Origin of the sequence: Pseudomonas sp. GM49 (assembly GCF_000282355.1) — a bacterium.
Taxonomy (GTDB): Bacteria; Pseudomonadota; Gammaproteobacteria; order Pseudomonadales; family Pseudomonadaceae; genus Aquipseudomonas.
Genome location: NZ_AKJL01000307.1, coordinates 17,945 through 44,812, shown reverse-complemented (window position 1 = coordinate 44,812; position 26,868 = coordinate 17,945). Strand labels below are relative to the sequence as shown.

The 26,868-nt window shown below is 58.7% G+C and carries 23 protein-coding genes and 2 pseudogenes; 11 read left to right on the top strand and 14 right to left on the bottom strand.

Annotated features, from left to right (window positions below):
• Positions 1-4: 4 nt before the first annotated feature.
• The 8 genes from PMI29_RS02255 to PMI29_RS02285 all read right to left on the bottom strand — a co-directional run bounded on the left by PMI29_RS02255 (position 5) and on the right by PMI29_RS02285 (position 7,680).
• Positions 5-1,054 (bottom strand): homoserine dehydrogenase, encoded by a 1,050-nt coding sequence (locus tag PMI29_RS02255; protein ID WP_008003749.1) that lies wholly within the window; start codon positions 1,052-1,054, stop codon positions 5-7.
• A 176-nt stretch (positions 1,055-1,230) separates the two neighbouring features.
• Positions 1,231-1,668 carry an Lrp/AsnC family transcriptional regulator gene (locus PMI29_RS02260; protein ID WP_008003746.1) on the bottom strand — a complete coding sequence of 146 codons (438 nt, stop codon included), beginning with the start codon at positions 1,666-1,668 and terminating at the stop codon, positions 1,231-1,233.
• A gap of 22 nt (positions 1,669-1,690) precedes the next feature.
• Positions 1,691-3,070: a threonine synthase gene (thrC, locus tag PMI29_RS02265; RefSeq protein WP_008003744.1), complete on the bottom strand. Its 1,380-nt coding sequence runs from the start codon at positions 3,068-3,070 to the stop codon at positions 1,691-1,693.
• Between the two features lie 16 nt (positions 3,071-3,086).
• Entirely contained in the window at positions 3,087-3,977 is an 891-nt protein-coding gene (locus tag PMI29_RS02270; protein ID WP_008003743.1) for a LysR substrate-binding domain-containing protein, read from the bottom strand.
• Positions 3,978-4,037: 60 nt separating this feature from the next.
• A complete protein-coding gene (locus PMI29_RS02275) occupies positions 4,038-5,468 on the bottom strand; it encodes an amino acid permease (RefSeq protein WP_008003741.1) in 1,431 nt (476 codons plus the stop codon).
• Positions 5,469-5,619: 151 nt separating this feature from the next.
• Complete coding sequence (locus tag PMI29_RS02280) at positions 5,620-6,897, bottom strand: cystathionine gamma-synthase family protein (protein WP_008003739.1); 1,278 nt, start codon at positions 6,895-6,897, stop codon at positions 5,620-5,622.
• A gap of 39 nt (positions 6,898-6,936) precedes the next feature.
• Entirely contained in the window at positions 6,937-7,218 is a 282-nt protein-coding gene (locus PMI29_RS31590; protein WP_081501726.1) for a hypothetical protein, read from the bottom strand.
• 156 nt (positions 7,219-7,374) lie between these two features.
• On the bottom strand, positions 7,375-7,680 hold the full coding sequence (locus PMI29_RS02285; protein WP_008003737.1) for a hypothetical protein: 306 nt from the start codon (positions 7,678-7,680) through the stop codon (positions 7,375-7,377).
• Positions 7,681-7,898: 218 nt separating this feature from the next.
• Here PMI29_RS02285 and PMI29_RS32335 point away from each other — a divergent pair.
• Positions 7,899-8,598 (top strand): annotated as a pseudogene (locus tag PMI29_RS32335) (tyrosine-type recombinase/integrase); the annotation flags it as partial.
• A 563-nt stretch (positions 8,599-9,161) separates the two neighbouring features.
• Here PMI29_RS32335 and PMI29_RS31585 read toward each other — a convergent pair.
• The 3 genes from PMI29_RS31585 to PMI29_RS02295 are packed head-to-tail and all read right to left on the bottom strand — an operon-like array spanning position 9,162 to position 11,980.
• Entirely contained in the window at positions 9,162-9,959 is a 798-nt protein-coding gene (locus tag PMI29_RS31585; RefSeq protein WP_008003732.1) for a phosphate/phosphite/phosphonate ABC transporter substrate-binding protein, read from the bottom strand.
• Positions 9,952-10,911, bottom strand: a complete 960-nt coding sequence (locus PMI29_RS02290; RefSeq protein WP_008003730.1) for a fatty acid desaturase — start codon at positions 10,909-10,911, stop codon at positions 9,952-9,954. The genes PMI29_RS31585 and PMI29_RS02290 overlap by 8 nt, the downstream gene beginning before the upstream one ends.
• 37 nt (positions 10,912-10,948) lie before the next feature.
• Positions 10,949-11,980, bottom strand: coding sequence for an ABC transporter substrate-binding protein (locus PMI29_RS02295; protein ID WP_008003728.1), 1,032 nt, complete (start codon positions 11,978-11,980; stop codon positions 10,949-10,951).
• A 390-nt stretch (positions 11,981-12,370) separates the two neighbouring features.
• On the opposite strand from PMI29_RS02295, the gene PMI29_RS02300 reads away from it, so the two are divergent.
• A complete protein-coding gene (locus PMI29_RS02300; RefSeq protein WP_008003726.1) occupies positions 12,371-13,312 on the top strand; it encodes a LysR substrate-binding domain-containing protein in 942 nt (313 codons plus the stop codon).
• A 129-nt stretch (positions 13,313-13,441) separates the two neighbouring features.
• Positions 13,442-13,702, top strand: a pseudogene (locus tag PMI29_RS32950) (ATP-binding cassette domain-containing protein); the annotation flags it as partial.
• Positions 13,703-13,883: 181 nt separating this feature from the next.
• Here the strand turns inward: PMI29_RS32950 and PMI29_RS02305 are convergent.
• Genes PMI29_RS02305 through PMI29_RS02315 form a run of 3 tightly spaced genes read right to left on the bottom strand, consistent with a single transcriptional unit; the run spans position 13,884 to position 16,431 of the window.
• On the bottom strand, positions 13,884-14,645 hold the full coding sequence (locus PMI29_RS02305) for a PAS domain-containing protein (RefSeq protein WP_008003722.1): 762 nt from the start codon (positions 14,643-14,645) through the stop codon (positions 13,884-13,886).
• Complete coding sequence (locus PMI29_RS02310) at positions 14,646-15,317, bottom strand: response regulator (protein ID WP_008003721.1); 672 nt, start codon at positions 15,315-15,317, stop codon at positions 14,646-14,648.
• Positions 15,289-16,431: an ATP-binding protein gene (locus PMI29_RS02315; RefSeq protein ID WP_008003717.1), complete on the bottom strand. Its 1,143-nt coding sequence runs from the start codon at positions 16,429-16,431 to the stop codon at positions 15,289-15,291. The genes PMI29_RS02310 and PMI29_RS02315 overlap by 29 nt, the downstream gene beginning before the upstream one ends.
• 223 nt (positions 16,432-16,654) lie before the next feature.
• On the opposite strand from PMI29_RS02315, the gene PMI29_RS02320 reads away from it, so the two are divergent.
• The 8 genes from PMI29_RS02320 to PMI29_RS02355 all read left to right on the top strand — a co-directional run bounded on the left by PMI29_RS02320 (position 16,655) and on the right by PMI29_RS02355 (position 26,799).
• A complete protein-coding gene (locus PMI29_RS02320) occupies positions 16,655-17,167 on the top strand; it encodes a dimethylamine monooxygenase subunit DmmA family protein (protein ID WP_008003715.1) in 513 nt (170 codons plus the stop codon).
• Positions 17,164-18,093: a PDR/VanB family oxidoreductase gene (locus PMI29_RS02325; protein WP_008003713.1), complete on the top strand. Its 930-nt coding sequence runs from the start codon at positions 17,164-17,166 to the stop codon at positions 18,091-18,093. Before PMI29_RS02320 ends, PMI29_RS02325 begins: the two co-directional genes overlap by 4 nt.
• A gap of 9 nt (positions 18,094-18,102) precedes the next feature.
• On the top strand, positions 18,103-19,119 hold the full coding sequence (locus PMI29_RS02330; RefSeq protein ID WP_008003712.1) for a heme-dependent oxidative N-demethylase family protein: 1,017 nt from the start codon (positions 18,103-18,105) through the stop codon (positions 19,117-19,119).
• A gap of 34 nt (positions 19,120-19,153) precedes the next feature.
• A complete protein-coding gene (locus PMI29_RS02335) occupies positions 19,154-20,284 on the top strand; it encodes an aminomethyltransferase family protein (protein WP_008003711.1) in 1,131 nt (376 codons plus the stop codon).
• A 31-nt stretch (positions 20,285-20,315) separates the two neighbouring features.
• On the top strand, positions 20,316-21,182 hold the full coding sequence (purU, locus tag PMI29_RS02340; protein ID WP_008003710.1) for a formyltetrahydrofolate deformylase: 867 nt from the start codon (positions 20,316-20,318) through the stop codon (positions 21,180-21,182).
• 52 nt (positions 21,183-21,234) lie between these two features.
• Positions 21,235-22,602: an NAD(P)-binding domain-containing protein gene (locus PMI29_RS02345; protein ID WP_008003709.1), complete on the top strand. Its 1,368-nt coding sequence runs from the start codon at positions 21,235-21,237 to the stop codon at positions 22,600-22,602.
• 14 nt (positions 22,603-22,616) lie between these two features.
• On the top strand, positions 22,617-24,959 hold the full coding sequence (locus PMI29_RS02350) for a DUF1989 domain-containing protein (RefSeq protein WP_008003708.1): 2,343 nt from the start codon (positions 22,617-22,619) through the stop codon (positions 24,957-24,959).
• Between the two features lie 160 nt (positions 24,960-25,119).
• Entirely contained in the window at positions 25,120-26,799 is a 1,680-nt protein-coding gene (locus PMI29_RS02355) for an APC family permease (protein WP_008003707.1), read from the top strand.
• Positions 26,800-26,868 lie beyond the last annotated feature (69 nt).

Here is a 26,868-nt window from a genome sequence, read left to right as displayed (position 1 = left end):
AGGTTTACTCCTGGTTGCGTGCAATGGATTGATGGATGCTGATGATGTCCGAGAGCAGCGCAAACGCTGTTTCCGTGCGCCCTGCTCCCGGCCCCGAAACTGTTACCGCACCGAGCAGTTGCGAGGTAAACGACACCGCATTGGTCGCGCCGCCAACACTGGCCAGCGGATGGTCGTTGTTCAACAGCCGCGGTTCGACGCTGGCACTGATCGAGCCGTCGGCATGGCGCATCGCCGACCCGATCAGCTTCCAGCGGGCGCCGTCCTGCCGGGCTTTTTCGATGTCGCCAAGACTGAGGGACGAAATGCCGATGCACGTGACGTCGCTGACCTTCAGCTTCGCGTCCAGCAGTTCATTCGCCAGGATCACCACCTTGAGGCGTACGTCATGACCCTCGACATCTGCCGTCGGGTCAGCTTCGGCGTAACCCAGCTCCTGAGCCTTGCTGACGGCCTCGGCAAACCCCAGGCCGCCTTCCATGCTGGTCAGCACGAAGTTGGACGTGCCGTTGAGAATTCCTTCAAAACCGACAATGGAACTGCCGGCCAGCGCCTGCCTGGCCAGGCGAATCACCGGCGTGCCGCTCATGACCGAACCTTCATATTCAAAGGCGACATGCTTGCGTCGAGCCAGTGCTTTGAGCTCGGCGCCGTGCAAGGCGATGGGGCCCTTGTTGGTGGTGACGACATGCTGGCCGCCCTCAAGCGCCCAACGGCAGAACGAAGTCGCCGGTTCACCGTCCACCGGGTTGGTAAACGTGGCTTCAACAATAATGTCCGCGCCGGAATCCTTGATCACCGCTTCATTGAGGGCTGCGACGTCGCCACCCGACAGTTGCGCCAATGCACCTTTGACTGCCGGCAATTGGGCGAGCACATTGGCGTCCAGCCCTTCGCGGCCAATCACCGAACCGAGAAACAAGTCAGTCACGCCGACGATTTTCAGGGTGAACCCCAGTTCTGTTTTCCACTGTTCGTTACGTTCGGCAATCAGCTGAGCCAATGCCCGGTTAACACCGCCAAAGCCTACCAGCGCCAATTTGTATTCAGTCATTTTGTTATGCCCTTGATCCGGGTGATGGGTTGTTGGGCACTAGGTTAGGGCTGAGTCCAGGGCAGTGACATAGGCCAATTTGCTCTATTTTGTGGGCGTTTTGACCACAGTCATGACATTGCTTCAGACATAAAAAAAGCCAACACAGGTTGGCTTTTGGCGGTACGAAAAATGGGCTATACGACAGACGACAGCACGAAGGAGGTCACGGTGTTTTCCACCCCGGGCAACGCGGCAATTTCAGTCCAGACCTTGTGCACCCGCTGCGGGCTCGCAGCGCCCACCCGCAGCATCAGGTCGAACTCGCCGCTCATGACATCGCACTGGATGACTTCCGGAATTGCCCGCAGCGCTTGCAACACTTCCGCCCCCCGCATCCGGTCGTAGCGGTAAACGAAAATCACCGCATTGATGTTCGACGTGGCTTGTCGCCCCTCCCCCGTGCGTACCGTATATCCCTGTATTACCCCGTCGCGCTCAAGTCTTTCTATGCGCTGGCGCACCGCATTGCGTGACAGATTGACCTTGGCCGCCAGTTCGGCGTGTGCAGCCCTGGCATTGAGCTGTAGTTCCGCGATGATGTGTTCATCGAGAGGGTCCAGAATTCGCTTCACTTGGCCTCCTGTTGGCGCGCCTTCACAGCGCTCCGAGCAGCTCATGGATGGTATCGAGATCGTCCGGTTGAATCCGGTAAACCTGCGCCTGTCCTTGCGTCGTGACCTCAGGTTGCAGCTCCGCCACACTGATGCCCAACTCGCCAAGCAGTGCCGCCGACTTGACCGGTGAGATTTCCCCCAGGGTCACCATTGGCGCCACCAGGCTTCGCCGATACAACCTGGCGGCCAGCACGCCAGTGGCCGTATGCGGGTCGATGACGTAACCGGTGTCGTGATACAACGAGGTGATTTCCGTCAGCGTCTGCTCATCACTGACTGCGTAGGAGTCGATGATCATCCGCGCCTGCAACCAGAACTCGTTGGCGATGACCATCTCACCGCTGGACTCGAACCCCTCCATCAGGGCACACACCGCCTGGTCGTCACGCCCGTAGAGTTCCCAAAGGAACCGTTCCAGATTGGAAAAGATCGACAGGTCCATGGCAGGCGAAAGCGTCTTGTTGGCTCGTGACCTGCTGTAGTGGTTTTTCTGAAACAACTGATGCAACGCGTCATTCTGGTTGGTCGCAACAATCATCTGGGTGATTGGCAGACCCATTTTTTGCGCGATGTAGCCTGCATACACCTCGGCAAAACTCGCCGCCGGTACGCTGAAACCAATCGGTCGCTGGCCGCCTCCCAGTTGCAACACGGCGTGGAAGTAAAACACCAGTTGCGCCAACACACTGACCCAGTTACTGGAGTTGAAACCGATCACCTCGTACTGCGCATACGGCCATTGTCGGAACAGCCGGGTGACGATGGTCTGGCACTCGTCGAAGCTTCCGTTGACCGCGAACTGATGAACCCCTGGGTGCGCTGCTGCTTGCAGATGCTGGAGTTGGTCCCGGGGTACGCCCGCCTCCGGGTAAAACACCACCACGGGGGTGTCCTCGCAGTGCTTGAACGCCTCGATGGCCGCCAGCCCGGTATCGCCGTTGGTGGCACCGATAACCACCCCGCGACGCCCGCGCTTGCGCAGAAAATACGGCACCAGTCGCGCCTGCAACTGCGCGGCAAAATCCTTCGAGGAGCGAGTCGGCCCGTGGAACAACTCCAGCACCCACTCGTTACGATCGACCTGATGCAAAGGTGCCAGGGAGCGATGCCTGAATTGGCTGCCCGCCTCTTTGAGCATGCGCTTGAGGTCTGTCTCGGGGATCGCCTCCCCCACAAACGGACTGATTACCCTGTAGGCCAGTTCGTCATAGGGCAAGGTCGACCAGTTGGCGATGTCCTGCGATTCAAACAGCGGCAGTTCGAGCGGTACGAACAGCCCACCGTCCTCGGCAATGCCAGACAATACGACCTGTTCGAAGTCGACCTGCACGGCCGAATTTCGGGTACTCACATAACGCATGGTTGGCTCCGGCCATTCATTTGAAACGATGTGCCTGCTCGACCAGCCAGGTGGAAAACATCACCGCGTCGGGGTGCTGCTCGGCCCCGGAACCGCGCACAAGGTAAAAAGACTCGCTGGCTTCGATACGCTGGGTAAAGGGTTCGACTAACCGTCCATCCTGAAGCATCTGCTCCACCATCGAGGACCGCGCCAGGGCGATCCCCTGACCTAACTCGGCCATGCGCAAAGTGGAAATCAATGTGTCGAACTGCATACCGGTCGAGGAGTCGACGGTGTCCGCACCGACCATGTTCAACCAGTAACCCCAACCCTCTTCGTAACCCAGAACATGCAACAGCGGATGGTGCGACACGTCCATGGGGACCGTCAGCGGCGACCTCGCCATCAGGTCCGGCGAACAGACCGGGAACAACGTATCCCAGGTCAGGCGCTGCGACACCAGGCCGGGCCATTGACCGTGGCCCCAGCGAATCTCCATGTCATCCTCACCGTCCAGTTCCTTGACCCAGATATTGCTGATGTAGCGGATATCGACATGGGGATGCGCCTGGCTAAACTCCGCCAGCTTGGGCGCCAGCCAATGCACAAAGAACGCCAGGCTGCCACGCACCTTGATCGGTCGACGTTTGTGCTGACCAAAAATTTCGTTGGTCCCCACTGCCAGTCGCGTGATCGCATCCTGCACCACCGGCAGATACGCCTGGCCTTCCTCGGTCAGTCCCAAGCCACGGGGCAAGCGCTTGAACAGTGCCACCCCAAGATGGCTTTCCAGTTGGCGGATCTGCTGACTGACTGCCCCCTGGGTCAAAAACAGTTCTTCGGCAGCATGGGTGAAGTTCAAACAGCGGGCAGACACCTCGAATGCCCGCAACCAGTTCAATGGGGGTAGCGTCTTTTGCTTCATGGCTTGAACCTCTAGGACGCCCCCTCCACCGAGCACGCTTGCCCATCCCGTCGATGCTGACTAGAACGCGTCGGACGGTTGTGCCAAGGGGGCAACCGACAAGCGTCGCTCGCGGCTTTTGCGGGTAATGTAATACACGAAGTAGCACCAGGCGATGAAGGGCAAACCGAAGTACAACGCCACACGCTGCTCCGGATCGAACGCAATCCCGACACACGCCAGACTGCAGCAGACCAGTGCTCCCAACGGCACCCATGGATAACCCCGGACACGGAATTTCAAGTCACCGATGTCACCGCCGTTGGCCACATAGTGACGGCGGAAAGCAATCTGGCTCGCAGCGATGCTCATCCAGACCACCACGACCGCCAATCCGGAGATCGACACCAGCGCCAGATAGATGGTGTCGGCGGCGAACACACTGCTGAGCAACGAGGCAGCCCCACCCGCCATGCTGACGATAATGGCGTTGAGCGGCGTCCCCATGCGCGTCAGGGCCGAGAACCGCTTGGGCAAATGACCCTGGTCACTCAGCGTCCAGAGCATCCGTGACGCGGCATACAAACCGGAGTTGGCGGCCGACAGCAAGGCACTGATGATCACGAAATTCATGATGTCTGCCGAATATGGAATCCCGATGTAAGTGAACACCGTGACGAATGGACTTTCTACGAGACCGGCCTGTTCTCGGGGCAATAGTGTTGCCAGGACGAAAATGGTCCCCACGAAAAAGATCGCCAGGCGCAGCACCGTCGTGCGAATGGCACGTGGCACGTTGCGTTGCGGATCCTTGGTTTCCCCAGCGGCAATACCGATCAACTCAGTGCCGGAGAACGCAAAAGACACCGCCAATAAGGTCATTGCTATCGGCATGACTCCGGTAGGAAAAAGTCCTTCGCGAGTGAAGTTGCTCAACCCGATACTGTGGCCCTGATCGATGTGCAGCAGACCGAGAATCGCGCCACCGCCGATCATCAGAAACACTATTACGGTCACCACTTTAACCAGTGACAACCAGAACTCGGTCTCAGCGAACAGGCGCACCGAAATCACATTGGTCAGAAACACCAAGCCCGCAAATAGCGCACTCCAGATCCATACCGGTGTATCCGGGAACCAGCGCACCATCAAGATACCGGCGGCGGTGAATTCAGAACCGATGGCCACCGTCCAGGTCAGCCAATACAGCCAGGCCACCGTATACCCGGTACCAGGCCCCAGAAAACGGGTGGCGTAAGTACTGAATGAACCGGTTTCCGGCATCTGCACCGCCAGTTCGCCCAGGCACATCATCACCATGTAAACCATGAGTGCACCGATGATGTAAGCGATCACCGCGCCCAAGGGACCGGCCTGGTTAACCGTATACCCGGACGTGAGAAACAGCCCGGTACCAATGACGCCGCCTAATGCCAACATCACAATATGCCGCGTCTGCATTTCCTGTTTAAAACCGGAATGTGTATTAAGTTGTTCTTCTTTTATGGACATGGTTGTTCTCATGAAAGTTATTAGGGCACGAATTAACATCTGCAATGATTGACTCGGCAGAGTAAAAACAGATCGCCACTAAGTTTTATTATTATTCCACTTCATGAACGCCCCACTCACATCCTTGTAGCGAGGTATTAGCGTTAAATCTTCAACCTGCTATGTCGACGCAATTTTCATTGATTGAACGTAGGGTGTTTGCTTGTGCGAGTTCGTTGCCCGCCTCCCTGACAAATGCGAATGCCTGTTTCAGGTCGTCGAGCAGATCATCGGTGTCTTCGATGCCGACAGAGACCCGCACCAGTCCTTCGGAAATACCCAGGGCCAGTCGTTCCTCCAGCGTGTTCTCGACATGACTGGTGGTTCGCGCCGGACCGTAGATGGTTTCCACCGCACCGAGATTGCCCGCGCAGTGGGCGAATCGCAGTCGTGGCAACAGCACCTTGACCGTGTCCATACCACCCACCACGACAAAACTGACGATTGCACCGAAGCCGGACATTTGCGCGCACGCCACCGCATGATTCGGATGGCCGGGCAAACCCGGATAATTGACCGACTCCACCAACGGTTCGACGCAGAGGTACTCTGCCAGTGCACGGGCGCTGCGTTGCTGCTGACGCATGCGCAGCACCAGGGTTTTCATGCCGCGAATGATCATGTAGGCGGAGAACGGGTCGAGCGCCGCACCGTTGATTTCCCGGTAATGACGCACCTTGGCCATCAGCGATTCGCTACCGCAAACCAGGCCGCCAAGCACGTCGCCGTGGCCGCTGAGAAACTTGGTCGCACTGTGAACGACCACGTCCACACCAAGCGCCAAGGGGTTCTGATTCAACGGCGTGGCGAAGGTGTTATCCGCCACCACAATGGCACCGACGCGCTTGGCCGCAGCCACCAGACGCTCGATATCGAGTATTTTCAGCGTCGGGTTAGTCGGCGTTTCCAGATACACCAATTGGCAACCCTTGGCGATTTCACGTTCGATTTCTTCGTGATCGAACGTCTCGCACAACGTCACGTTCACACCGGTGCGCGGCAGGAACTCTTCGAAAATCTTGTTGGTGCCGCCATAGCTGTCCTTGGTCGACACCACCCGATCGCCATGGGCCAGGAAGGTGTAAAGCACACTGCTGATCGCCGCCATCCCGCTGCTGAAAGCCACGGCAGATTCGGCCAGCTCCAACTCGCGAATCTTTGCCTCAAGGGTCTCGACTGTCGGGTTGCTCATGCGGCTGTAAATAAAGCCGGGCGCCTTGCCCAACGCTACGTCGTACCAGACGTCAATGTCGTCGTAACCATATGCAGCACTGACTACGATGGGGGTTTGAGTGGCGTTGTAGGGATGCCTGACTTGCTCCCCACCCCACACTGCACGGGTACCCGCACCCCCATTAACAAACCCTGCGTTGCCTGGTTTTTTATTCATAAAGACTACTCGCACTGAGGGTGGCGAATGTTGAGTCACTCACCGGATCTGGCAGCCAATATATTGAAAAGCAGCGTCGCCGAGAAACGATGTTATCGGTGCCAAAGGGCCGTTTTTTTTAATGGCTGTGATTGCGTGGAGCCAGGTCAATTGCAGCCTTTCACCACAAGGCGGAGTACGCGGCTGGAGCGAAACGATCTCTTTCACCGCCTGCGCCTGCTTGAGTTGAGTTGAGTTGAGTTGAGTTGAGTTGAGTTGAGCACTATCGAAATTCGATACACCGATAACGCGAGTTTTTCCTTGATCGCGCGCGGCTGCCAAAACCTCAGCATCAATTGCGAGTGCAAAGTTTTCCCGTGATCACGATCCCCCTCGCCACATATGATGTGCTCTCCGCGCCACTGATACAGACCTTTGGAACTCCCAATTGCAACTGACCGAGTCAGTCAACGCCCTGCGACATCAACAAGGGGGCTGTTACCGGGTGGTGCCGGTGGTGCCGGTCGTGCCAGTAGTTCCGCTGGTACCTGAAGTGCCGCCGGCGCCCGGGGTGGCGTCGTTGCCACCACTACCGCCGCCGCTGGAGATGGCGACACCAGCAGCGATAACACCGGCGCTAATTGCCAGGCCAGTGCCAACCGTTACGCCACCGACGAGTGGAGTCGACAGCGTCAGGCTTGAGGTAGCGCTGGGCACTGCAGCGCTGGCTGCAGGGGCGGTCTCAGCAGCCATCAGAGGCAGGCTGATGGAGGTCGCGAGGACTAAGGCCAGGAGCTGTTTCACGATCATGCTCCTTTGAAAGGATAATCCCTGAGGGCGGTTAGGGATTAAGGGTATTGCAGTAAGTATAGTGTGTTGGAAGCAGGCGGAGCTAAAGCCCCTGACCTCATAAATGGACCCAGCGCCACAGGGAAAAATCTGGCGGCGCCCGCAGCAATTGGCCTCCAAAAAGCAAGCAATGTCTGCCTGCACCTAATCCTCGGGCGCCGGTCGCTTAGACCATTGCACTGCAGCGGGTGATCAGGGTTTTGAACCTGTGTGCACGCAAGTGGCGTGACGAGGAACGCCGGCCATTGCTCGACGTTGTACCGATGATCTCTCTACTGGACGAGAAAACGAGCAGCCGAAACCCTACCCGTTTTCGTGGGAAGAGCAGTCGATCCTGTTCGCGGAGCTTGCGGCGCACCTTCAGACCATGACCATGTTCAAGGTCAACACGGGGTGCCGGGAGCAGGAAGTTTGCAAGCTTCAGTGGAATTGGGAGATTGCGGTACCGGAATTGGGGACGAATGTGTTCCTGATCCCGGCTGGATTCGGGGGAAGAAGTGCCCGGTCTGGGGTGAAGAACCGAGACGAGCGTCTGGTCGTGATGAATGACGTTGCCAAGTCAGTGATCGAGAAGCAGCGCGGCAAGCATCCGCTCTACGTGTTCCCGTTTGGCAAGCCAGATGGCGAGGGGAATGAAACGACGGTTCGCCGCATGAATGACTCAGCCTGGAAGAAGGCACGGATCGGGGCGGCGAAGAAGTGGCAGGTGTGACAGAGGAAGATCGGAAAGCGCTGCTCGGCCACAAGAACGGCAGCATCACCAGTCACTACTCGGGCGCTGAGCTTGGGCATCTGATTGAAGCTGCGAACATGGTATCAGCAACCGATTCGCGTGGACCGGTCCTAACAATCTTGAAGAGGAAGCAGGCGTGATAAATCGAGAGGTCACGCAAAAGTCACGCACATGAAAAAGGCCAATGCTGTGAACATTGGCCTAAGTCATTGAAAAATATGGTCGGGACGGAGTGATTCGAACACTCGACCCCTAGCACCCCATCTGCTTTTGCATACTTCTTGAAAGACTCCAAAATTTCACCCTGGATTCTTCGAATCTAGTATTTACTTGAGCTCCAGCGGTGTTCAGCTCTACGAGTGTCCAGGAACACCCATCAAGAGCCGACGTTTTTGTGGGGGGAAAAGTAGGGGGAACCCATTTCATGGCCAAAATTACCATCAAAGAACTCGAGTCGTTGACCGCCAATGATGCCGGCCGAATCCTCAGGGAGGATGGCAATCTCGCCGGTCGAATCTCAGTCCGTAAGGACGGTGTGTCGGTCAGCGTATAGCGCAAAATGGTAATAATCTACATGCGTACCTGAGGAACATGCCGACGTATTTATCAACACAGAATACCAGTGATAACTGCCTGGCAATCACTAAAACAACCCAGTTACCCAACTGGGCTATTTATTTTTGTTGATTGTAAACAAGTCAAATCAAGCGAGTGTTGGGTACCCTAGCTCATTTGCTCTCTGCTGGTAGTCAACTACCAGTTGGTAATCCTCAATACTGGACCTGACAAAGCCTTTTAGAGCCAGCGCTTGAGATAACAGTGGCACCTCTTTCAGGCACGCATTGAAAGCACCAATAACAGACAAACAAATCTCGTTCGTTGTCGTAATAGCTCCGATCAGCGGTAATGCTGGGCTATTTGCAGTGACTTCGAGAATACGTACGCCTCGAAGGCGACTTGGCTCATGAAGTTGCAAATATCCAAAAGTTACGGCATCGATGCAAGCCAGATCTGCTACCCCCTGAACTACCATGTTCAGACTGAGAACATGGGCACCGCTAAGCAATACTTCACGGAAAAACCTTCCATCTCGACTAAACTGAGCGACTTTGTGGCGGAACAAATTCATACCACTGTTGGAGTCATGCCCGTTCAAAGCCGCAATACTACCATGAAACTCAGACAGCGATTGTCGAGGGTCGTCTTCGCGGACTATTAGCCAACTGCAATGTAGATTATCCTGGCAGCCCGGCAAGTCATAACAAGGCGTTGCGATCAGTTGAACTTTTCCTTTGAGGCTATGCATCAGCGGGTAGCCACAGGTCTGTGCGAACAAGAGTTGGGGATTTAACCATTGTTGCATCAAGTCGACCGGTTGCGAGGATTGCAATTCTCGCCCTAAACGAGCCAATACCAGTTCTGTTAAGCGAGCACTGGCTTCAGCAACTAGTCCAGGCTCGGTGTACATCGACAATCCGGCAACCACCGAAACATTACTCATGACGGCCTCCAACCACAAATGGATGCTGTGGTTCGTCAATTGGGGTGACGCCATAACGATTCAGCAACGGCACATACCCGTCGAAGACAAAATCACCACTACGCCGGCGATAGGCTCGCCGATTAGCTCGATACACTCGCGGCAATAAGTACCACGGTAGCCCTGGCAGATCATGATGAACCAAATGCAGATTATTATTGAGAAACAGCAGGCGAAACGGCCAGGATGCTTCGTTGATCACGCAGCGTTGCGCCGGTTCTAACGCCGGCCGATGTTCATGGAACGAACGCAACATGCTCAATGATAGCGCCGGATAAGCGACCGCCAGCATGTACAACCAAGCGGGAATACCACAATAGTATTGCAATGCCCCCAACAGGAACCCGCAAAGCGCCAGATGCGGCCCCCATCGTTTCCATGCCTCGGCCTCACCCCGCAGCAAGCGAGGTACCTTGCGCATTGCCAACTCTACAATTACCCGCAAAGGCCCTAGTATTAGACGTACTAACAAGGTCTTTTCAGCCCGCAACATCAGACGTCGTAAAACACCGGCCTCCTGCCATTGTTGGTGAGTGACATAACGGCTTTCGGGGTCGACGCCAGGCACTGTCAAGCTGTCTTCTTCGTGATGCTTGAGATGGCTGTCGCGGTACAACGCGAAGGGGAACCAGATAGCCAAGGGAGGAGTACCAATCAGTGCATTAATCATGGGCCAGCGAGTCGGGTGACCGTGAATCAATTCGTGCTGCAATGACATGTAAAGACCGCCCACCAAGGCCAACAATGGCAGCGTCACTAATGCGCCAAGTCGCTCATACTGGAGAACCAACAGCAGCCAACTGCTATACACGATACCAATCAATAGCCAAGTCGGCCATTCGCCTCGCGCGACCCCGGACTTGTGTAGCTTGGAAACGAAGCGCTTCTGTCGAGCACTGAGGTAGTGATTCATTAAAATCTTCTCCGTTTAATTCGCATGTATCTTCCCTTCAAAGCAAAGACTCATCGATACGCTTCGCGACTTCTGTGGGCACCCACTGGACCCAAATTTCACGATATTCACGTAAGAACTTCGCTCTGACTTGCTCCACTCTCATACGACCGACACTCATTTCGGCAAGAATCTGGTTGAACACTGGCAAGGGCAATTGGACCTTCTCAAACAAGCTGATTAGTTGAGGAGCTTGCTCGTGCAGAGATCGAGATACACCGATAGTTAGTTTGGTCGGCAATGAACTTCCTCCGATGGGATGTTCGTTGTTCTGGTCCGACAAAGTTGCCCAAGAAGCCTCACTGAAAGGGGGCTCCTCAAGCTTGATCAACTTGAAACGCCCCATCAGCGGAGTCGGTGACCAGTAGTAGAACAATACCGGTTGGCGCTGACGCATAGCGGAACTAATCGCGGTATCAAGCGCCGCACCGGTGCCTGTACGGAAGTTGGTAAAACTATCCTGCAGCGCATAAGCCTTGAGCTTCTGGCTGTTAACCAGCTCGCAGGTCCAACCACTTGGGCAATTGAGAAATCGCCCCTTGGACGGCTCCTCGGGATCGCTGAACAATGTCTTATAACGCGGCAGATCGGCTACAGACTTGAGTTCCGGCGCCATCGGCTCGATGCCGTGTTCGGGGTCGCCCTTTACGACGTATTCCGGCACCCACCACCCCTCGGTAGCTCCCTGAACAGTCTCTCCGACAGAAAATACTTCACCGGTTTTTTCTGCCTCTCGCCAGATCGGGCTGCGACCTGCCCATTGTTCGGCCGAAACCTGAATGTCGTTATGCCGCAGGGCATTTTCCATGGTAATGGTATTGCCAGGCAAAGCATCGGTCTGACAGCCATAACCCTTTTCCAATACGTAACGCAGCACCTCAGTAGTAAACATTCCGCTTTCCCAATTTAAACCAGCAAATATCACCGGTTTTGGATAGGGACAGTTAACATTATTGGCAGCGAAAGATATCCGACTTGTCAGAGCAACCAGCAACACCAGGCTGGCGAAGGCAATACGAGCTATAGACATGTAGTACTCCTGCATGAAATACGATGAATTCTGAATGAGCCGTATGTGCGCACTTGCACTTCAGCTACTCGTCTGCTGTGGATTGGAGCCATACATGCACTCTTGTACATACATGACCAGGTTTCTTGATCAGCAAAAACAGGGCAGATTTTCGGCACGTGCCTTATAAGTAACTAAAATGACGTTTTAGATGGTTATTTTTGCCAAAACCAAACCCAGCGACCTTTCTTGGGGCGACGGGAGGGAAGTTGCACCAAGTTGGCGTTTTCTCCGCGTACAGCGTCATTTGAAATCAGCTATCGCTTACAGAGTTAATTATTTACCACGATGTATATACAGGCACGAACAGGTTAAACTCTATAAATACTGGAGTAAATACGGTAAATTCTCATGCAATCCATGCTTTCAGATCATGTATTAGTAAGCCCTAACTTCAGCCGTCGCTTGCCACCCTTGCATGCGTTGGAAGTGTTCGCCGCGGCAGCTCGCTGCGGCACGTTCAGTCGTGCCGCCAAGGAGCTTTTCGTCACTCAGAGCGCCATCAGCCGCCAGGTTCAACAGTTGGAGGAATACCTGGGGGTAACACTCTTCATTCGCCATAAGACCGGCCTTCGTCTGTCTCCTGAAGCTAAAGCATTGCTGCCAGTGGTTGATGACGCTTTCGCGCGACTGATCAACATGTGCAACAGCCTGCGCAACGCAGGCCAGGTACTGACCTTACGCATGCCTCCCACCCTGGCGACGCGCTGGTTTCTACCGTTGCTACCGGGACTGCGCACCGTGATGCCAGATATGGACGTACGGGTAACCACCTACGACGCCTGGGAGCCCCGCTTTGAAGACAGTGACATTGATGCTGCGATCATTCAGGGGCGGGGTGACTGGAAGGATGTCGAAGTCATTCCTCTGATGCAGGAGCGGTTAACGCCAGTCTGCTCACCAGAACTGGCGAAGCTCCTGACCGAACCTGCCGATCTGAGGCATCTGCCTCTATTGCATTGTATTCCGGTACAGGGCTGGAGCCGATGGCTGGAGGCGGCCGAAGTGGATGGAATAGCTGCTCACCGAGGACAATCGTTCGACACCCTGGAGCTCGCTTTATCTGCGGCGACCCGCGGACAAGGTGTCGCCCTGGGGGATTTGAATCTGGTGCGCGAAAGTCTGAACGACGGTGTACTTGTTGCGCCGTTCGATATCGAACTCAACCAAGGAATCTCTTACTATCTGATCTATCCGACTCAACGTGCCCAACTACCAAAAGTTCGTGTGCTACGCGAGTGGCTTCAAGCAGCCACAATAGGTACCTGTTCACCTTTCCCTCCTAAGCCCTGAGCATAACCAGGCAGCACCACAGGGTGCTGCCGGACTGCAACCGCTTTTTCCAATGTAAAAGCGCCCCGACGGGGACTCCTGAAGTCGACCTGTCAGGGACCGCATCGATGACACTTCAGGCTGCGAGTCGTGATCTCGATCCTCGGTGCCAGTGGATCCGGTAAAAGTACCTTCCTGCGTTGCATCAACCTGCTGGAAACGCCCGATCAAGGCATCATTAGCGTCAATGGTGAAGTGATCGAAATGAAGCAGCATGCCGACGGCCGCCAGACCCCGAGCAACAGCCGCCAGGTCGAGCGCATGCGCAGTTGCCTGGGCATGGTGTTCCAGAGTTTCAACCTCTGGTCGCACATGACCGTGCTGCAAAACGTCATTGAAGTCAGGCTGCGTAAATCCGGCGGTTGTGCGGTGAAGGATTACGTTCTTACCTGGAGATATCTCGCCTTATGCCTGAAAGGGCGACGACGCCAGCCGGAACGAGAAGGGTCGGTGAACTCTCCTGATCAACCCCTGAAAAAACCACAACGTCGGGGGAAATACCCGGCGTTGTGCCTTCCCCGCGAACCTCCGTTCAACGCCCCAGGTCCTGGCCGGTATTGCGCTCGAAAATCGCCCCCTCGATACCCAGCACTTCACGCGTGTCGGCATAGATCCCGACGCCCTTTTCCCAGACGTGCTTGATCGACTGATCGGCGCAGCGAATCCGGTAATTGAGTTCGAACGGCTTCTGCCGCGACAGGGCATATTGCACCTCACGCCAGACGTAATCGGCATCCTGGGCCAGGATCAGGCTGTTGTAGGTGAACTCATGGTTGTCCACCAGCCGCTCCGGTGGATACCCGGTCAGTTGCAGGCAGCCGGCACTGACGAACTCCATGGTCCAGTCGCGGTTGTTGCGGCCGCGATAGATCAGCCCCGGCATGCTGTCCAGCAGGCTCATGCTGCTGCGCTGACCGGCCTGCAAAGCGATCTCGCGGCGTTTGTGCGCAGTAATGTCCCCGGCCACCAGATAGAACCCCTGATGTCCGCGTTTCAGGCTGACCTCGAACCAACGCAGTTCCCCCGAAGGGTGAACAAAGCGCAGCCGCTGGCTGAAAGAGCTCTCGGGGCGCCGACGCAGTTCATGCAGGGCCTGGCGCCACAACGCACGGTCTTCATGGTGCACATAATCGATGAGATTACGCTCCGTACCCGGCAGATCCATCAGCTCGACCCAGGCCAGGTTGAAGTGGGCGATCTGACCGTTATCCCGCAATTCAAGCAACGCCGCAGGAAAACGATCCATCAGGTGCAAGGGCGGTGTCTGCACAAATGCCTCTGGCCGTTCCATCATCTAATGAAGCTCCTCGTGTCTCACAGAAGCGCCGTTGTGCACCCACGCCGCGAGCTCCAGGCGCGAGTGCAGGCTGAGCTTCTGCAAGAGATTCCTCACATAGATTTTGACCGTGCCATCGCTGATCCCCAGTTCCCGGCCGATCTGTTTATTGCTCATGCCGGCGGCGATCAGGGCCAGGGTCTGCCCCTCGCGCTCAGTCAGGTTGCCGGTGTCGAGCGGATTCGAATCGTGCGCAGATCGGTGCACCGACTCGCCCTGATCGGCAAGCAGGGCAATCAGCGTTGAATCCAAAACAATCGCGCCCTTGTTGCAATTGCGCATGTAGGCCAGTAACGCATCGGGCTCGGTTTCCTTGAGCACATAACCACTGGCCCCCAGGCGCAGGGCGGTCAACAGCTCGGCGCGATCCATAGACGCGGTGAGCACCACCACCTGGCAGTCGAGACGCAACTGCCGCAATTCATCGAGCACCTGCAAACCGCTCAAACCAGGCATGTGCAAGTCCAGCAACACCTGCTGCGGCGCCAGGCTCATGGCCAGGTTGATCCCTTCGCGACCACTGGCGGCCTGCCCCACCACTTCGAAGTCGTCACTGGCTCCGAACAGCTGCGCCAAGCCCTTGCGAAACAACGGGTGATCATCAATCAGTAATAAGGTCGTGCAGTTCATCGAGACTCCCTTGTGGCAGGTCCAGGTTGGGGGAAAGGCCCAGGTGTACTCGCACTCCGTGGGGGCGGATCGTTTCAATGGACAGGCGAGCGCCAATGCTCGTGGCGCGCTCGCGGATAATCGCCAGGCCGAAGTGGTTTTCCTCGCACGACGCCGGGCTCAGGCCGATACCGTCGTCCTCCACCGAGATCGACGCATCGCCTTCCTGGTTTTGCCGCAACTCGATGCGCACGTGTCGCGCATGAGAGTGACGTACAGCATTGGTCAGGGCCTCGCGAATGATCTGCAGAACCTGCAATTCGGTTTCCGGGTTCAAGGCATCGTCGGCTAGTCGATTGTCCAGTTCGAAGACGATGATGCAGCGTCGCGAAAACTCCGCCACGGAATCGGCCAAGGCCTGACGCAATGAGCGCCCGTCCATCGTCAGACGAGCGCTGGTGATCAGCTCACGCACCTGCCGTTGCAGCTGGCTCAAGCCGCCGCGCAGCTCCTGCAACACGGCAACCGCCTGCTCCGGCTTAGTCATGTGCGACTGCAGCAAACGCGCCTGAAACGATAGATAACCCAACTGCTGAGCCACCGAGTCGTGCAGTTCACGAGCCAGGGCACCGTGTTGGGACGTGGCCTGCTTACGCTGTTGCTCACGTGTGTGGCAGAGCAAGCTCACACTGACGCCGACGGCCTGCGCCGCCTCCTCCAGCATCTGGCGCCAGCTCACGCCGACCGGTCGTGGGGTATCGAGCAACAGCGCCCCTTTGTTGGAGTCGTCGCTTTGCGGCAAGACACACAGCAAGCGATGCACGCCACGTTGCCGGCAAGGGCCACAGGCCTGAGCCGAATCAGTCAGTGATAAAACACGCCAGGGGCAGCGCTCAATATTCTGACAACCCTCGATCAACCCGCGCCGAGCAGGCCCAGGGTCTACGCCGTCAAGGATCAGCGTCAGTTTGCAGGTCGGCAACAGTGCTTCGAAACGGTCCAGAAAACCCGGCAAGGCACCGTCAGCGTGCACCTGACTCAAGGGCAACCCAAGCAGCAGTTTGCGCACGCTGCGCGCCTGTTCGGGACGCACACGCCCCGACCAGAGCGGCCACCACTGCACTCGTGTTCGCACTATCGATCACTCCCCGTCCGGTTGCTCAGCCCTGAGCAAAGACCAGCAACTTCCATGCCCCGAACAGGCGTTGCGCAAGACTTATCTCCAAAGACATAGCCCTTTTTCCGGATTGAGAAGATTTTCCCCATAGGAAAGTATCTTCCCCAACAGGAAACAAACTCCCAATCCAACGCCACCTTTCTCGCCCTTCGACAGGCGCGGATCAGCCAGGAAAGCCCACATGACGGATAGACACAGCGCCGCCCCGGACCGACTTCACAGCCTCCCGCGCTATCGCCAGCCGCTGCCTCGTGAAAGCGTCACCCGGCACATCGTGGTCATGCAATCGGCGGCCGCCTGCTCGCCGGTTGTCGGGGAACTGGAACAGCCCTTGGTGCTGAATGGCGAGAGCGCCGACTTTTCCCGGCGCCTGCATCAGATGCTGCTTACCGCCACCGTCGGCAGCCATCTCTACATCATGGGCGACGAGGCCTTTATCTGGCGCATCCACGGCGAGGCCCGCAGCGCCGGACTCGAAAATGACGAGATCGACATCACCCGCACGATTGCCGGTGCGCGCCTGGTGTATTGCGTGCACTGCGGCCTGACTCAGGCCGCCGGGTCAGAGGCGCTGCTGATCTGCATCGGTTGCGACGTAGGGCTGGAAGTCCGCGAACACTTTTCCCGTCGCCTCGGGGCGTACCTCGGCGTCTGCACCAACCCCGACCAGCCTTATGCCGGAGTCCGGTCATGAGCGCCACAATCGAAGTGCGGGTCAGCGCGGCGAGAATGCTTACCCCAGTGGTGCGCGAATTCACCCTGAAGGCGTGCGCCGGGCCCCTGCCGGCTTTCTCCCCCGGCAGTCATGTGCAGGTTCACCTGCCACTGGCAGAGGGCAAGCTGCGCAATGCCTATTCACTCACCAGCGACCCGGCGGACAGCCAGCATTACCGCATCGCCGTACGCCTGCAGGAGGCCTCCCGCGGCGGCTCGCACTACCTGCATCGGCAGGTCCAGGTCGGGGACACGCTGCAGATTTCGCCGCCGGCCAATCTGTTCGCCCTGCACTCGACCGCCAGCCTGCACATCCTGATCGCTGGAGGCATCGGCATCACACCGTTCATGACCTACATCGCGGCCCTGGAACAACGCAAGGCCCACTTCGAATTGCACTACCTCTGTCGTCCGGGCCTGAGCGATGCCTATGTCGAGGCGTTGCAACTGCGACTGGGATCGCGTCTGCACACCTACGTCAGCCGCCCGGACCTGAGCCGGATCCTGCGTGATCGACCGCTGGGCAGCCACCTTTACACCTGCGGTCCGCAACCGTTGCTCGACGCGGTTCGGCAACAGGCCAAGGCACTCGGCTGGCCGTCCAGCCGTGTGCATTGGGAAGCGTTCAATGCCGCACAACCGGGCCAACCCTTCGAGCTGGAACTGCTGCGCAGCGGCCGGCGCCTGCGGATCGGCCCCGATCAAAGCCTGCTCGAAGCCCTGGAGTCCGCTGGGCTGCAGATCCCCAACCTGTGTCGTGGCGGGGTCTGCGGCCAATGCATGACCCGCCACGTGGGCGGCGACATCGAACACCGCGACAGTTTTCTGAGCCCCGCCGAGCAGGCCGACTTTCTCATGCCCTGTGTCTCTCGCGGCTGCGGCCCTTGCATTTCGCTGGATCTTTAGGAGTCGACCATGACCATTCAATCAAGCCCCGTGCAGAGCTATCGAGACGATTTCAGCTTTCGCAACAGCCCCGCCGCCATCAGTCGTTTTCCCTTCCCCTTCACCGAGGACAGCTACCTGTATTCGGTGAACATCGAACCGGCAACTTCCCGGGATCCCGGCTCGATTTACCAGCACGGGTTCGACATCGACGAACACTACCGCTCGGAAATGGCCGAACGCGCCCTGGTGCTGGACAAGGATCCGCGCCGCTTCCTGGTGCTGCCGCACATGCAAGTGGCGGCCTGGGATGCGCTGCAGATGCTCATGGAGCACCTGGCCGCGGATTATCCGCAGTGGTTCTCGCTGGTGCGTGACGGTGATCACTGGCATTGGCGAAACACCCTGCTGGATATCGATCAGCGCTTTGTGTTCGGTGATGCCGCGACCCTGCCTTGCGAACCGCTGGAGTTCATTGGCCGACAGGTGCAGGGGGATTTCGCCCTGCTCGATCAACGCGACGGCGATCTGTACATGGATGCCGGCCTGGTCACCAGCCCGGCCGACTGGTCCCTGGCCTTCGACGCCGGCATGAGTTTCAAACAGTGGCATTCGCCAGTGCCCATGGCCCACCAAATGGGCATCTTCGACCGCGCGCTGAAATACCTGCTCAACCTGCAAGTGGGGCAGCCGGTGCGGCGTCTGAACTGGACGCTGACCATCAACCCGCGCCTGGACTCCTCCCCCGAGACTTTCCATGAATGGGGCGCCGACCGCGGTCGCATCACCGCCGAGAACGTCGGGCAACAGGTTCACCTGCGGGTCGAGTTGCAAGTGATGGCCCGTCTGTCGCGCAGCAACGCGGTGATGTTCAGCATCCGCACCTACCTGATCAGCATGCAGGAGCTGGTCACCCAGCCCGGCTGGGGCTGCCGACTGCACCGTGTGCTCCGCGACCTGCCCGAGCCGATCGCCGACTACAAGGGCATGAGCCGCTACCGACAAACCCTGGTCGAGTGGCTCAGCCGCTTCGACCCGCAAGCCTGAACCCTGACCCCCTTTCACCGACAAGGATCTTCACATGGCGCATTCATGGCGTATTTCTGCACTGGCCGAACGGCACCGTGCACTCGGCTCGAACCTCGAAGACTGGAACGGCATGGGCACTGCCTGGACCTACAGCAGCGATCTGGCCGACCACCATCAGGCGATCCGCACCCGGGCCGGTCTGATGGACGTGTCCGGACTGAAAAAAGTCCACTATGTCGGCCCCCACGCCGAGAGCCTGCTGCAATGGGCGACCACCCGCGACATCGCCAAGCTTTACCCCGGCAAGTCGGTGTACGCCTCGATGCTCGACGAGGACGGCAAGTTCGTCGATGACTGCATCGTCTACCGCACCGGCCCCAACGCCTTCATGGTGGTCCATGGTGCAGGCAGTGGCCACGAAATGCTGGTGCGTTCATCTCAGGGTCGCCAGGTGGCGGTGCTGTTCGACGACGACCTGCACGACCTGTCGCTGCAAGGGCCGCTGGCGGTGGACTTTCTCGCCGAGCACGTCCCCGGGATCCGTCAGCTGCCTTACTTCCATCACCTGCAAACCCGCCTGTTCGACCGTCCGGTGATGATCTCTCGCACCGGTTACACCGGCGAGCGCGGCTACGAGATTTTCTGCAAGGCCGCCGATGCCCCGGCGCTGTGGGACACGATCCTCGAACAGGGCGCGGGCCTGGGCATCATCCCTTGCGCCTTTACCGCCCTGGACTGGTTGCGGGTGGAAAGCTCGCTGATGTTTTTCCCCTACGACAACTCGCAGATGTACCCCTTCGCCGATCAGAAGGCTGGCGACACTCTGTGGGAAATGGGCCTGGATTTCACCGTGTCCCCGGACAAGCGCGAATTCCGCGGCGCCGAAGAGCACTTTCGCCTGCGCGGCCAGGAGCGCTTCAAGATCACCGGCGTATTGCTCGAAGGCGTCCGCGCCGCGGAGGCCGGCGACACCCTGTGGCAAGGCAACCAGCAAGTCGGAGTGATCACCTGTGGCATGTATTCGCGCTTGAGCAAACGCTCGATGGCCATCGCCCGCATGAGCGTCGCCTGCTCGGCCCCAGGCATTGCCCTGCAGGTTCGCGGCAGTCAGGAAAGCGCCGCCGTGACCCACACCCTGCCCTTCGACGATCCGGAAAAAACCAAGCGCACGGCCAAGGGCTGAGCCTCCAACCACTTTATCCAAGGGACCTTCGATGGACACTTCCAACGAACATTACATTCTCAAGATCAATTGCCCGGCAGCGTCCGGCATCGTTGCCGCGATCACCACCTGTCTGGCCGGACAGCAGTGCTACATCAGCGAGCTGGCGCAATTCGACGACGAGTTCACCGGGCAGTTTTTCATGCGCGCGGTGTTCCGTTTCAACACCGGCGTGACCGGCGATATCGGTGCCCTGCGCGAGGATCTGGGCGACCTGGCCGGCGGCTTCGACATGCAATGGCAACTGTTCTGCAGCAGTCAGCCGACCCGGGTGCTGCTGATGGTCAGCAAGTTCGACCACTGCCTGACCGACCTGCTGTACCGCCACCGCAAGGGCGAGATGGACATGCACATCACCGCAGTGGTCTCCAACCACCTGGACCTGCGAGCCATGGCCGAACGCGAAGGCATCCGCTTCATCTACCTGCCGATCACCAAGGACAGCAAGGCCAGCCAGGAAGCCGAGTTGATGCGCATCGTCGAGGACACTCAGACCGATCTGGTGGTGCTCGCGCGCTACATGCAGATTCTGTCCGACGGACTGTGCCAGCGGCTGTCCGGCCGGGCCATCAACATCCATCACTCGTTCCTGCCCGGTTTCAAGGGGGCCAAGCCCTATCACCAGGCTTATGAGCGCGGTGTGAAACTGATCGGCGCCACCGCCCACTACGTCACCTCGGACCTCGACGAAGGCCCGATCATCGAGCAGGAAATCCAGCGAGTCGATCACACCTACCTGCCCGATGCGCTGGTCGCCATCGGCCGCGACACCGAAACCGTAGCGCTTTCCAAAGCCCTGAAATACCACCTGGAACACCGGGTGTTCATCAACCAGGACAAAACGGTGATCTTTCGCTGAGCGAGCCCTTTTTCCGATTCACAGCCACGAGACACAGCCACGAGAAACGACCATGACCACACGCGTAGCAATCATCGGCGCCGGCCCTTGCGGCATGGCTCAACTGCGGGCATTTCAATCGGCCAGGGACCAGGGAACGCCCATCCCGGAACTGGTCTGCTATGAAAAACAGCAAGACTGGGGTGGCATGTGGAATTACACCTGGCGCACCGGCCTGGACGAGAACGGCGAACCCGTGCATGGCAGCATGTACCGCTACCTGTGGTCGAACGGCCCGAAGGAATGCCTGGAGTTCGCCGACTACACGTTCGAAGAACATTTTGGTCGCCCCATCGGCTCCTATCCACCAAGGGAAGTGCTCTGGGACTACATCAAGGGCCGCGTCGAAAAAGCCGGGGTTCGCGACTACATCCGTTTCAACAATGTGGTGCGCCAGGTCACCTTTGACCAAGAGACTCGCCGCTTCACGGTGGTCGCCCACGACCACGGCAGCGATACCCAGACCTCGGAACAGTTCGACTATGTGATCAACGCCTGCGGGCACTTTTCGACGCCGAAGATGCCGTACTTCCAAGGATTCGAGCAGTTCGGCGGGCGCATCCTGCACGCCCATGATTTCCGCGAGGCGCTGGAGTTCAAGGGCAAGGATCTGTTGATCGTCGGCAGCAGCTATTCCGCCGAAGACATCGGTTCACAGTGCTACAAGTACGGCGCCCGCAGCATCACCAGCTGCTACCGCACCGCGCCCATGGGCTATGACTGGCCCGCCAACTGGGAAGAAAAACCGCTGTTGCAGCGCCTGGAAAAAAACCGCGCGTACTTTATCGACGGCACCCACAAGCACATCGATGCGGTGATCCTCTGCACCGGCTACAAACATCACTTCCCCTTCCTGCCGGACGAGCTGTGCCTCAAGACCGACAACCGGCTATGGCCGATGAACCTGTACAAGGGCATTTTCTGGGAGCCCAACCCGCAACTGATCTACCTCGGCATGCAGGACCAGTGGTACTCGTTCAACATGTTCGACGCCCAGGCCTGGTACGCCCGCGACGTGATCCTGCAACGCATCGCCCTACCTGACCAGACACAAAGGGCCGCCGATAGTCAGGAATGGCATGCCCGTGAACAGCAGCTTGAAACCAACCAGCAGATGTTCGAATACCAGGGCGCCTATATCCAGCAACTGGTGGACGCCACCGACTACCCGAACTTCGATATCGCTGCAGTCAACGACACCTTCCTGCACTGGAAGCACGACAAGGCCCGCAACATCATGGGTTACCGCGACAAGTCCTACCGATCGCTGATGACCGGCACCCAGTCGCCACCCCACCACACACCCTGGCTGCATGCCCTTGACGACTCCATGGCGGCGTACCTCGCTGAACCGCCGATGTCCGTCAAGTCGATCGGTTGACCCGGGAGCCCACCATGAACGCACCTCGTGTTTCCCGTCCGCGGGAGCCCGGACTCTTTGCCCGGGCCCCGGCCCTGGAACGCTATCGGGTGGCCGCCGGCGGCCTAACCCTTGTCGTGTTGCAGCCCGGCGACAGCCTGCAAGTGATCGACCTCGAAGGCCGGCAACCCTGCGAATTGCTGGCCATAGATACGCTCGGTCGCAGCACCCTGGCGGCCTGGGCACTGAGCGGTTCGACGGCCTGCGGGTTCATCGGCGCACGGCTCGCCGAACCGACCTGGCAGTCGCGCCGCATTGGCCAGGCGCTGATCCGACGCGCGATTGATCCACGACAACTGCCCAGCGCCGCCTCACTCTGGGACGAGGACAGCCCTGCCGACTTCAGCCGCCGCTTTGTCGCCAGTGATGAGCTACTGGTGATCGTCGCGGCACCCGACGGACCGACCGCCGTTGACCGGCAATACCGGCCCAGCGAGCTGCGGCTGCTGGTGACTCGGGCCAATGCTTCGCCCCTGTTGCTGCCTCACCTGCCTGAGCCTCTGGTTGAACTGCTGGATGAATTCACCATCGGCGCCGGCACCGCCCACAGTTACACCGTTGGAAAAGGTCAGTATGTGCAGGTGCTGGATGTCGCCGGTCGCCAGTGCTCGGACTTCGTCGCGCTGGATCGACGGGCACTGGATCGCGGCCTGGAACTGGACCTGGACCAGACTGTGACCCGCACCCTGAACGGCAGCGCCTACCCGGCACCGGGACTGTTCTCAAAGTTTTTCGACCGGCAGATGCAGCCGATGCTGGAGGTGGTGCGTGACACCGTCGGCCGCCACGACTCCTTCGCCCTGGCCTGCGCCGCGCGCTACTACGAGAACCATGGCTACTTCAGGCACAACAACTGCAGCGACAACCTCAGCCGAGTGCTCGCGCCCCATGGGGTCAAGGCTCGCAATGGCTGGCCGGCGATCAATTTTTTCTTCAATACCGGGATCGACGCGCACCAGCAGATGACCCTGGATGAACCCTGGTCGCGTCCCGGCGACTACGTGCTGCTGCGGGCCATGACCGACATGGTGTGCGGCAGTACTTCGTGCCCGGATGACATCGACCCGGCCAATGGCTGGAACCCGACCGATATCCATGTCCGCATCTACAGCGAAAAGGAGCGTTTTTCCATCGCCATGAGCACTCGAACCACGGCCGATGCCGACCCGATCCTTACCCGTGAGTCAGCGTTCCACTCACGCACCAGCCGCTTGACCGGCAGCTTCACGGACTATCGCAACTGGTGGCTACCCCTGCGTTACGACGGCTATGGCGCGATCGAGGAATACCTTGGATGCCGCGAACGTGTCGCGGTGATGGACCTGACCGCCCTGCGCAAATTCGAAATCATCGGCCCCGACGCCGAAGCCTTGTTGCAGTACTGCCTGACCCGCGACGTGCGGCGCCTGGCGGTAGGCCAAGTGGTGTACTCGGCGATGTGCCACGAACACGGCGGCATGCTCGACGACGGTACCCTGCTGCGCCTGGGTCCGGACAATTTCCGCTGGATCTGCGGCGAAGACTACGCCGGGGTGTGGCTGCGCGAGCAGGCGCAAAAACTCGGCATGAAGGTCTGGATCAAATCCGCCAGCGAGCAGATCCATAACCTGGCGGTGCAAGGCCCGATGAGCCGCGAGCTGCTCAAGCAGATGGTCTGGACACCCCCCACCCAACCGAGCCTGGAAACCCTCGGCTGGTTCCGCTTCCTTGTAGGCCGCCTGGACGGTTACGACGGCTGCCCGCTGATGATCTCGCGTACCGGCTACACCGGTGAACTGGGTTACGAAGTGTGGTGCCAGCCTGAGGATGCCGAGCGGGTCTGGGACCGGATCTGGCAACTGGGCCAACCCTTGGGCCTGGTGCCGTTGGGGCTGGAAGCGCTGGACATGCTGCGCATCGAAGCCGGGCTGATTTTTGCCGGCTACGAATTCAGCGACCAGACCGATCCGTTCGAGGCCGGTATCGGCTTTTGCGTACCGCTGAAAAGCAAAACCGATGACTTCATCGGTCGCGACGCCCTGCTACGGCGCAGCGCCCATCCAGCCCACAAGCTGGTCGGCCTGCAACTGAGCGGTAACGAAGGCGCCCACCACGGTGACCCGGTGTACCACGGCCGGGCTCAGGTCGGGGTCATCACCAGTGCCTGCCGCTCACCGCTGCTGGCCAGCAATATCGCGCTGTGCCGGGTCGACGTGGCCTGCGCCGACGTCGGCACAGCGTTGGAGATCGGCAAAGTCGATGGCCTGCAGAAGCGCATCAGCGCCACGGTCACCGCAGCGATTTTCTACGACCCGGACAAGAGCCGGGTGCGTAGTTGATCAACCTTTTAACTGCCCATACACACCTGTAGGCGCGAGCCTGCTCGCGATGAACGTCAACGATAACCGGGTTGCCTGACTGTCCGCGGTGCCTGGATGTCCATCGCGAGCAGGCTCGCTCCTACAGGGTCCTGCTTTTTTCAGACATGGGAATACCAAGATGGAAGCGACTACGTTCGAGGCCGTACCGCAGGCCGCCAGTTCAGTGGGCAGCCTGCACCGCAAGATCGATTGGCGCGGGGCGTTCTGGGTCGCCAGTGGCGTGCCCGCCCTGGTGCTGTTTTCTATCGGCGCGATTGCCGCAACGGTAGGCAAACCGGCCTGGATCGTCTGGATCGTGTCGATCCTGTTCGGCTTCATCCAGGCCTTCACCTATGCCGAAATCGCCGGGCTGTTCCCACACAAATCCGGTGGCGCCTCGGTCTACGGTGCAGTCGCCTGGGTGCGCTACAGCAAGCTGATCGCACCGGTCTCGGTGTGGTGCAACTGGCTGGCCTGGTCCCCGGTTTTGTCCATTGGCTCAGGGCTGGCGGCCGGTTACATCCTCACCGCGCTGTTTCCCGCCGACGCGCTGATCAACACCTGGCAATTGACTTTGGTCGATCTGGGCTGGATCAAGAGCGGCCTGTCGCTGCGGATCAACGCAACATTCGCCATCGGCCTGTTGATCCTGCTGACGGTCTTTGCCGTGCAACATGGTGGCATCCTGCGCTCGGCACGCCTGACCCTGGTGCTCGGTGTGACGTCACTGATTCCATTGCTGCTGGTGGGGGTGGTGCCTTTGTTCACCGGGGATGCGGCCCAGGCCAATTTCCTGCCGTTGTACCCGCTCGCGCATGATGCGGCCGGGCAAGTCATCGACGGGCCATGGGACCTGTCCGGCTGGTCGCTGATGGCCGGCGGGCTGTTCATGGCTGCGTGGTCGACCTACGGATTCGAAACGGCGGTGTGCTACACCCGGGAATTCAAGGACCCCAAGCGCGACACCTTCAAGGCGATCTTCTATGCCGGCTTGCTGTGCATTCTGGTGTTCACCCTGGTACCCCTGGCGTTTCAAGGCAGTCTCGGTCTTGGTCAGTTAGTCACACCGGCCGTGCTCGATGCCAGCGGTGCAGTCATCACCCCTGCGGTCTACAGCGGTCTGTTAGCGCCAGCGATCTACAGCGGCATGGGCGTTGGTCAGGTCATGGCGGACAGCATCGGCGGCGGCAAGGTGGTCGCAAATATCGTGCTGATCATGCTAGTCCTTGCCACCTTGCTGGCGATCATGACCTCCATGTCCGGTTCGTCGCGCACCCTGTATCAGGCATCGGTGGACGGCTGGCTGCCAAAATACCTGGGGCGCACCAATGAACACGGCGCCCCCACCGCGGCAATGTGGACAGATCTGTCATTCAATCTGCTGCTGTTGCTGATGTCCGATTATGTATTCGTGCTCGCGGCGTCCAACGTCAGCTACATCATCTTCAACTTCCTCAACCTCAATGCCGGCTGGATCCACCGCCTGGATCGTCCCGACTGGGTACGACCATACAAAGCTCCCACCCTGTTGTTGGCGGCCGGCGGCGTACTGAGTCTCGTCAACCTGGCCTGCATGGGACTGGGCGCCGATATCTGGGGCGCGGGGACGCTGGTGACGGGCCTACTGCTGGCGTTACTGATCCTGCCAGTGTTCTGCTTCCGTCACTACGTACAGGACAAGGGGCGCTTCCCGCAAGCGATGCTCGACGACCTGTACGTTCAAGCCGATGCCGGCCTGAAACGCGCCGGCTGGTTGCCCTATGCCACGCTGATCGCGGGCGTGCTGGTGGTATACGGCTGCCATCAACTGGTAGCCTGAGCGTCCTTGCCTGCAGGTCTGTGATGAGTCATCGGGGTGCAACGGCGCCTCGATGATCGCATCGTCCCC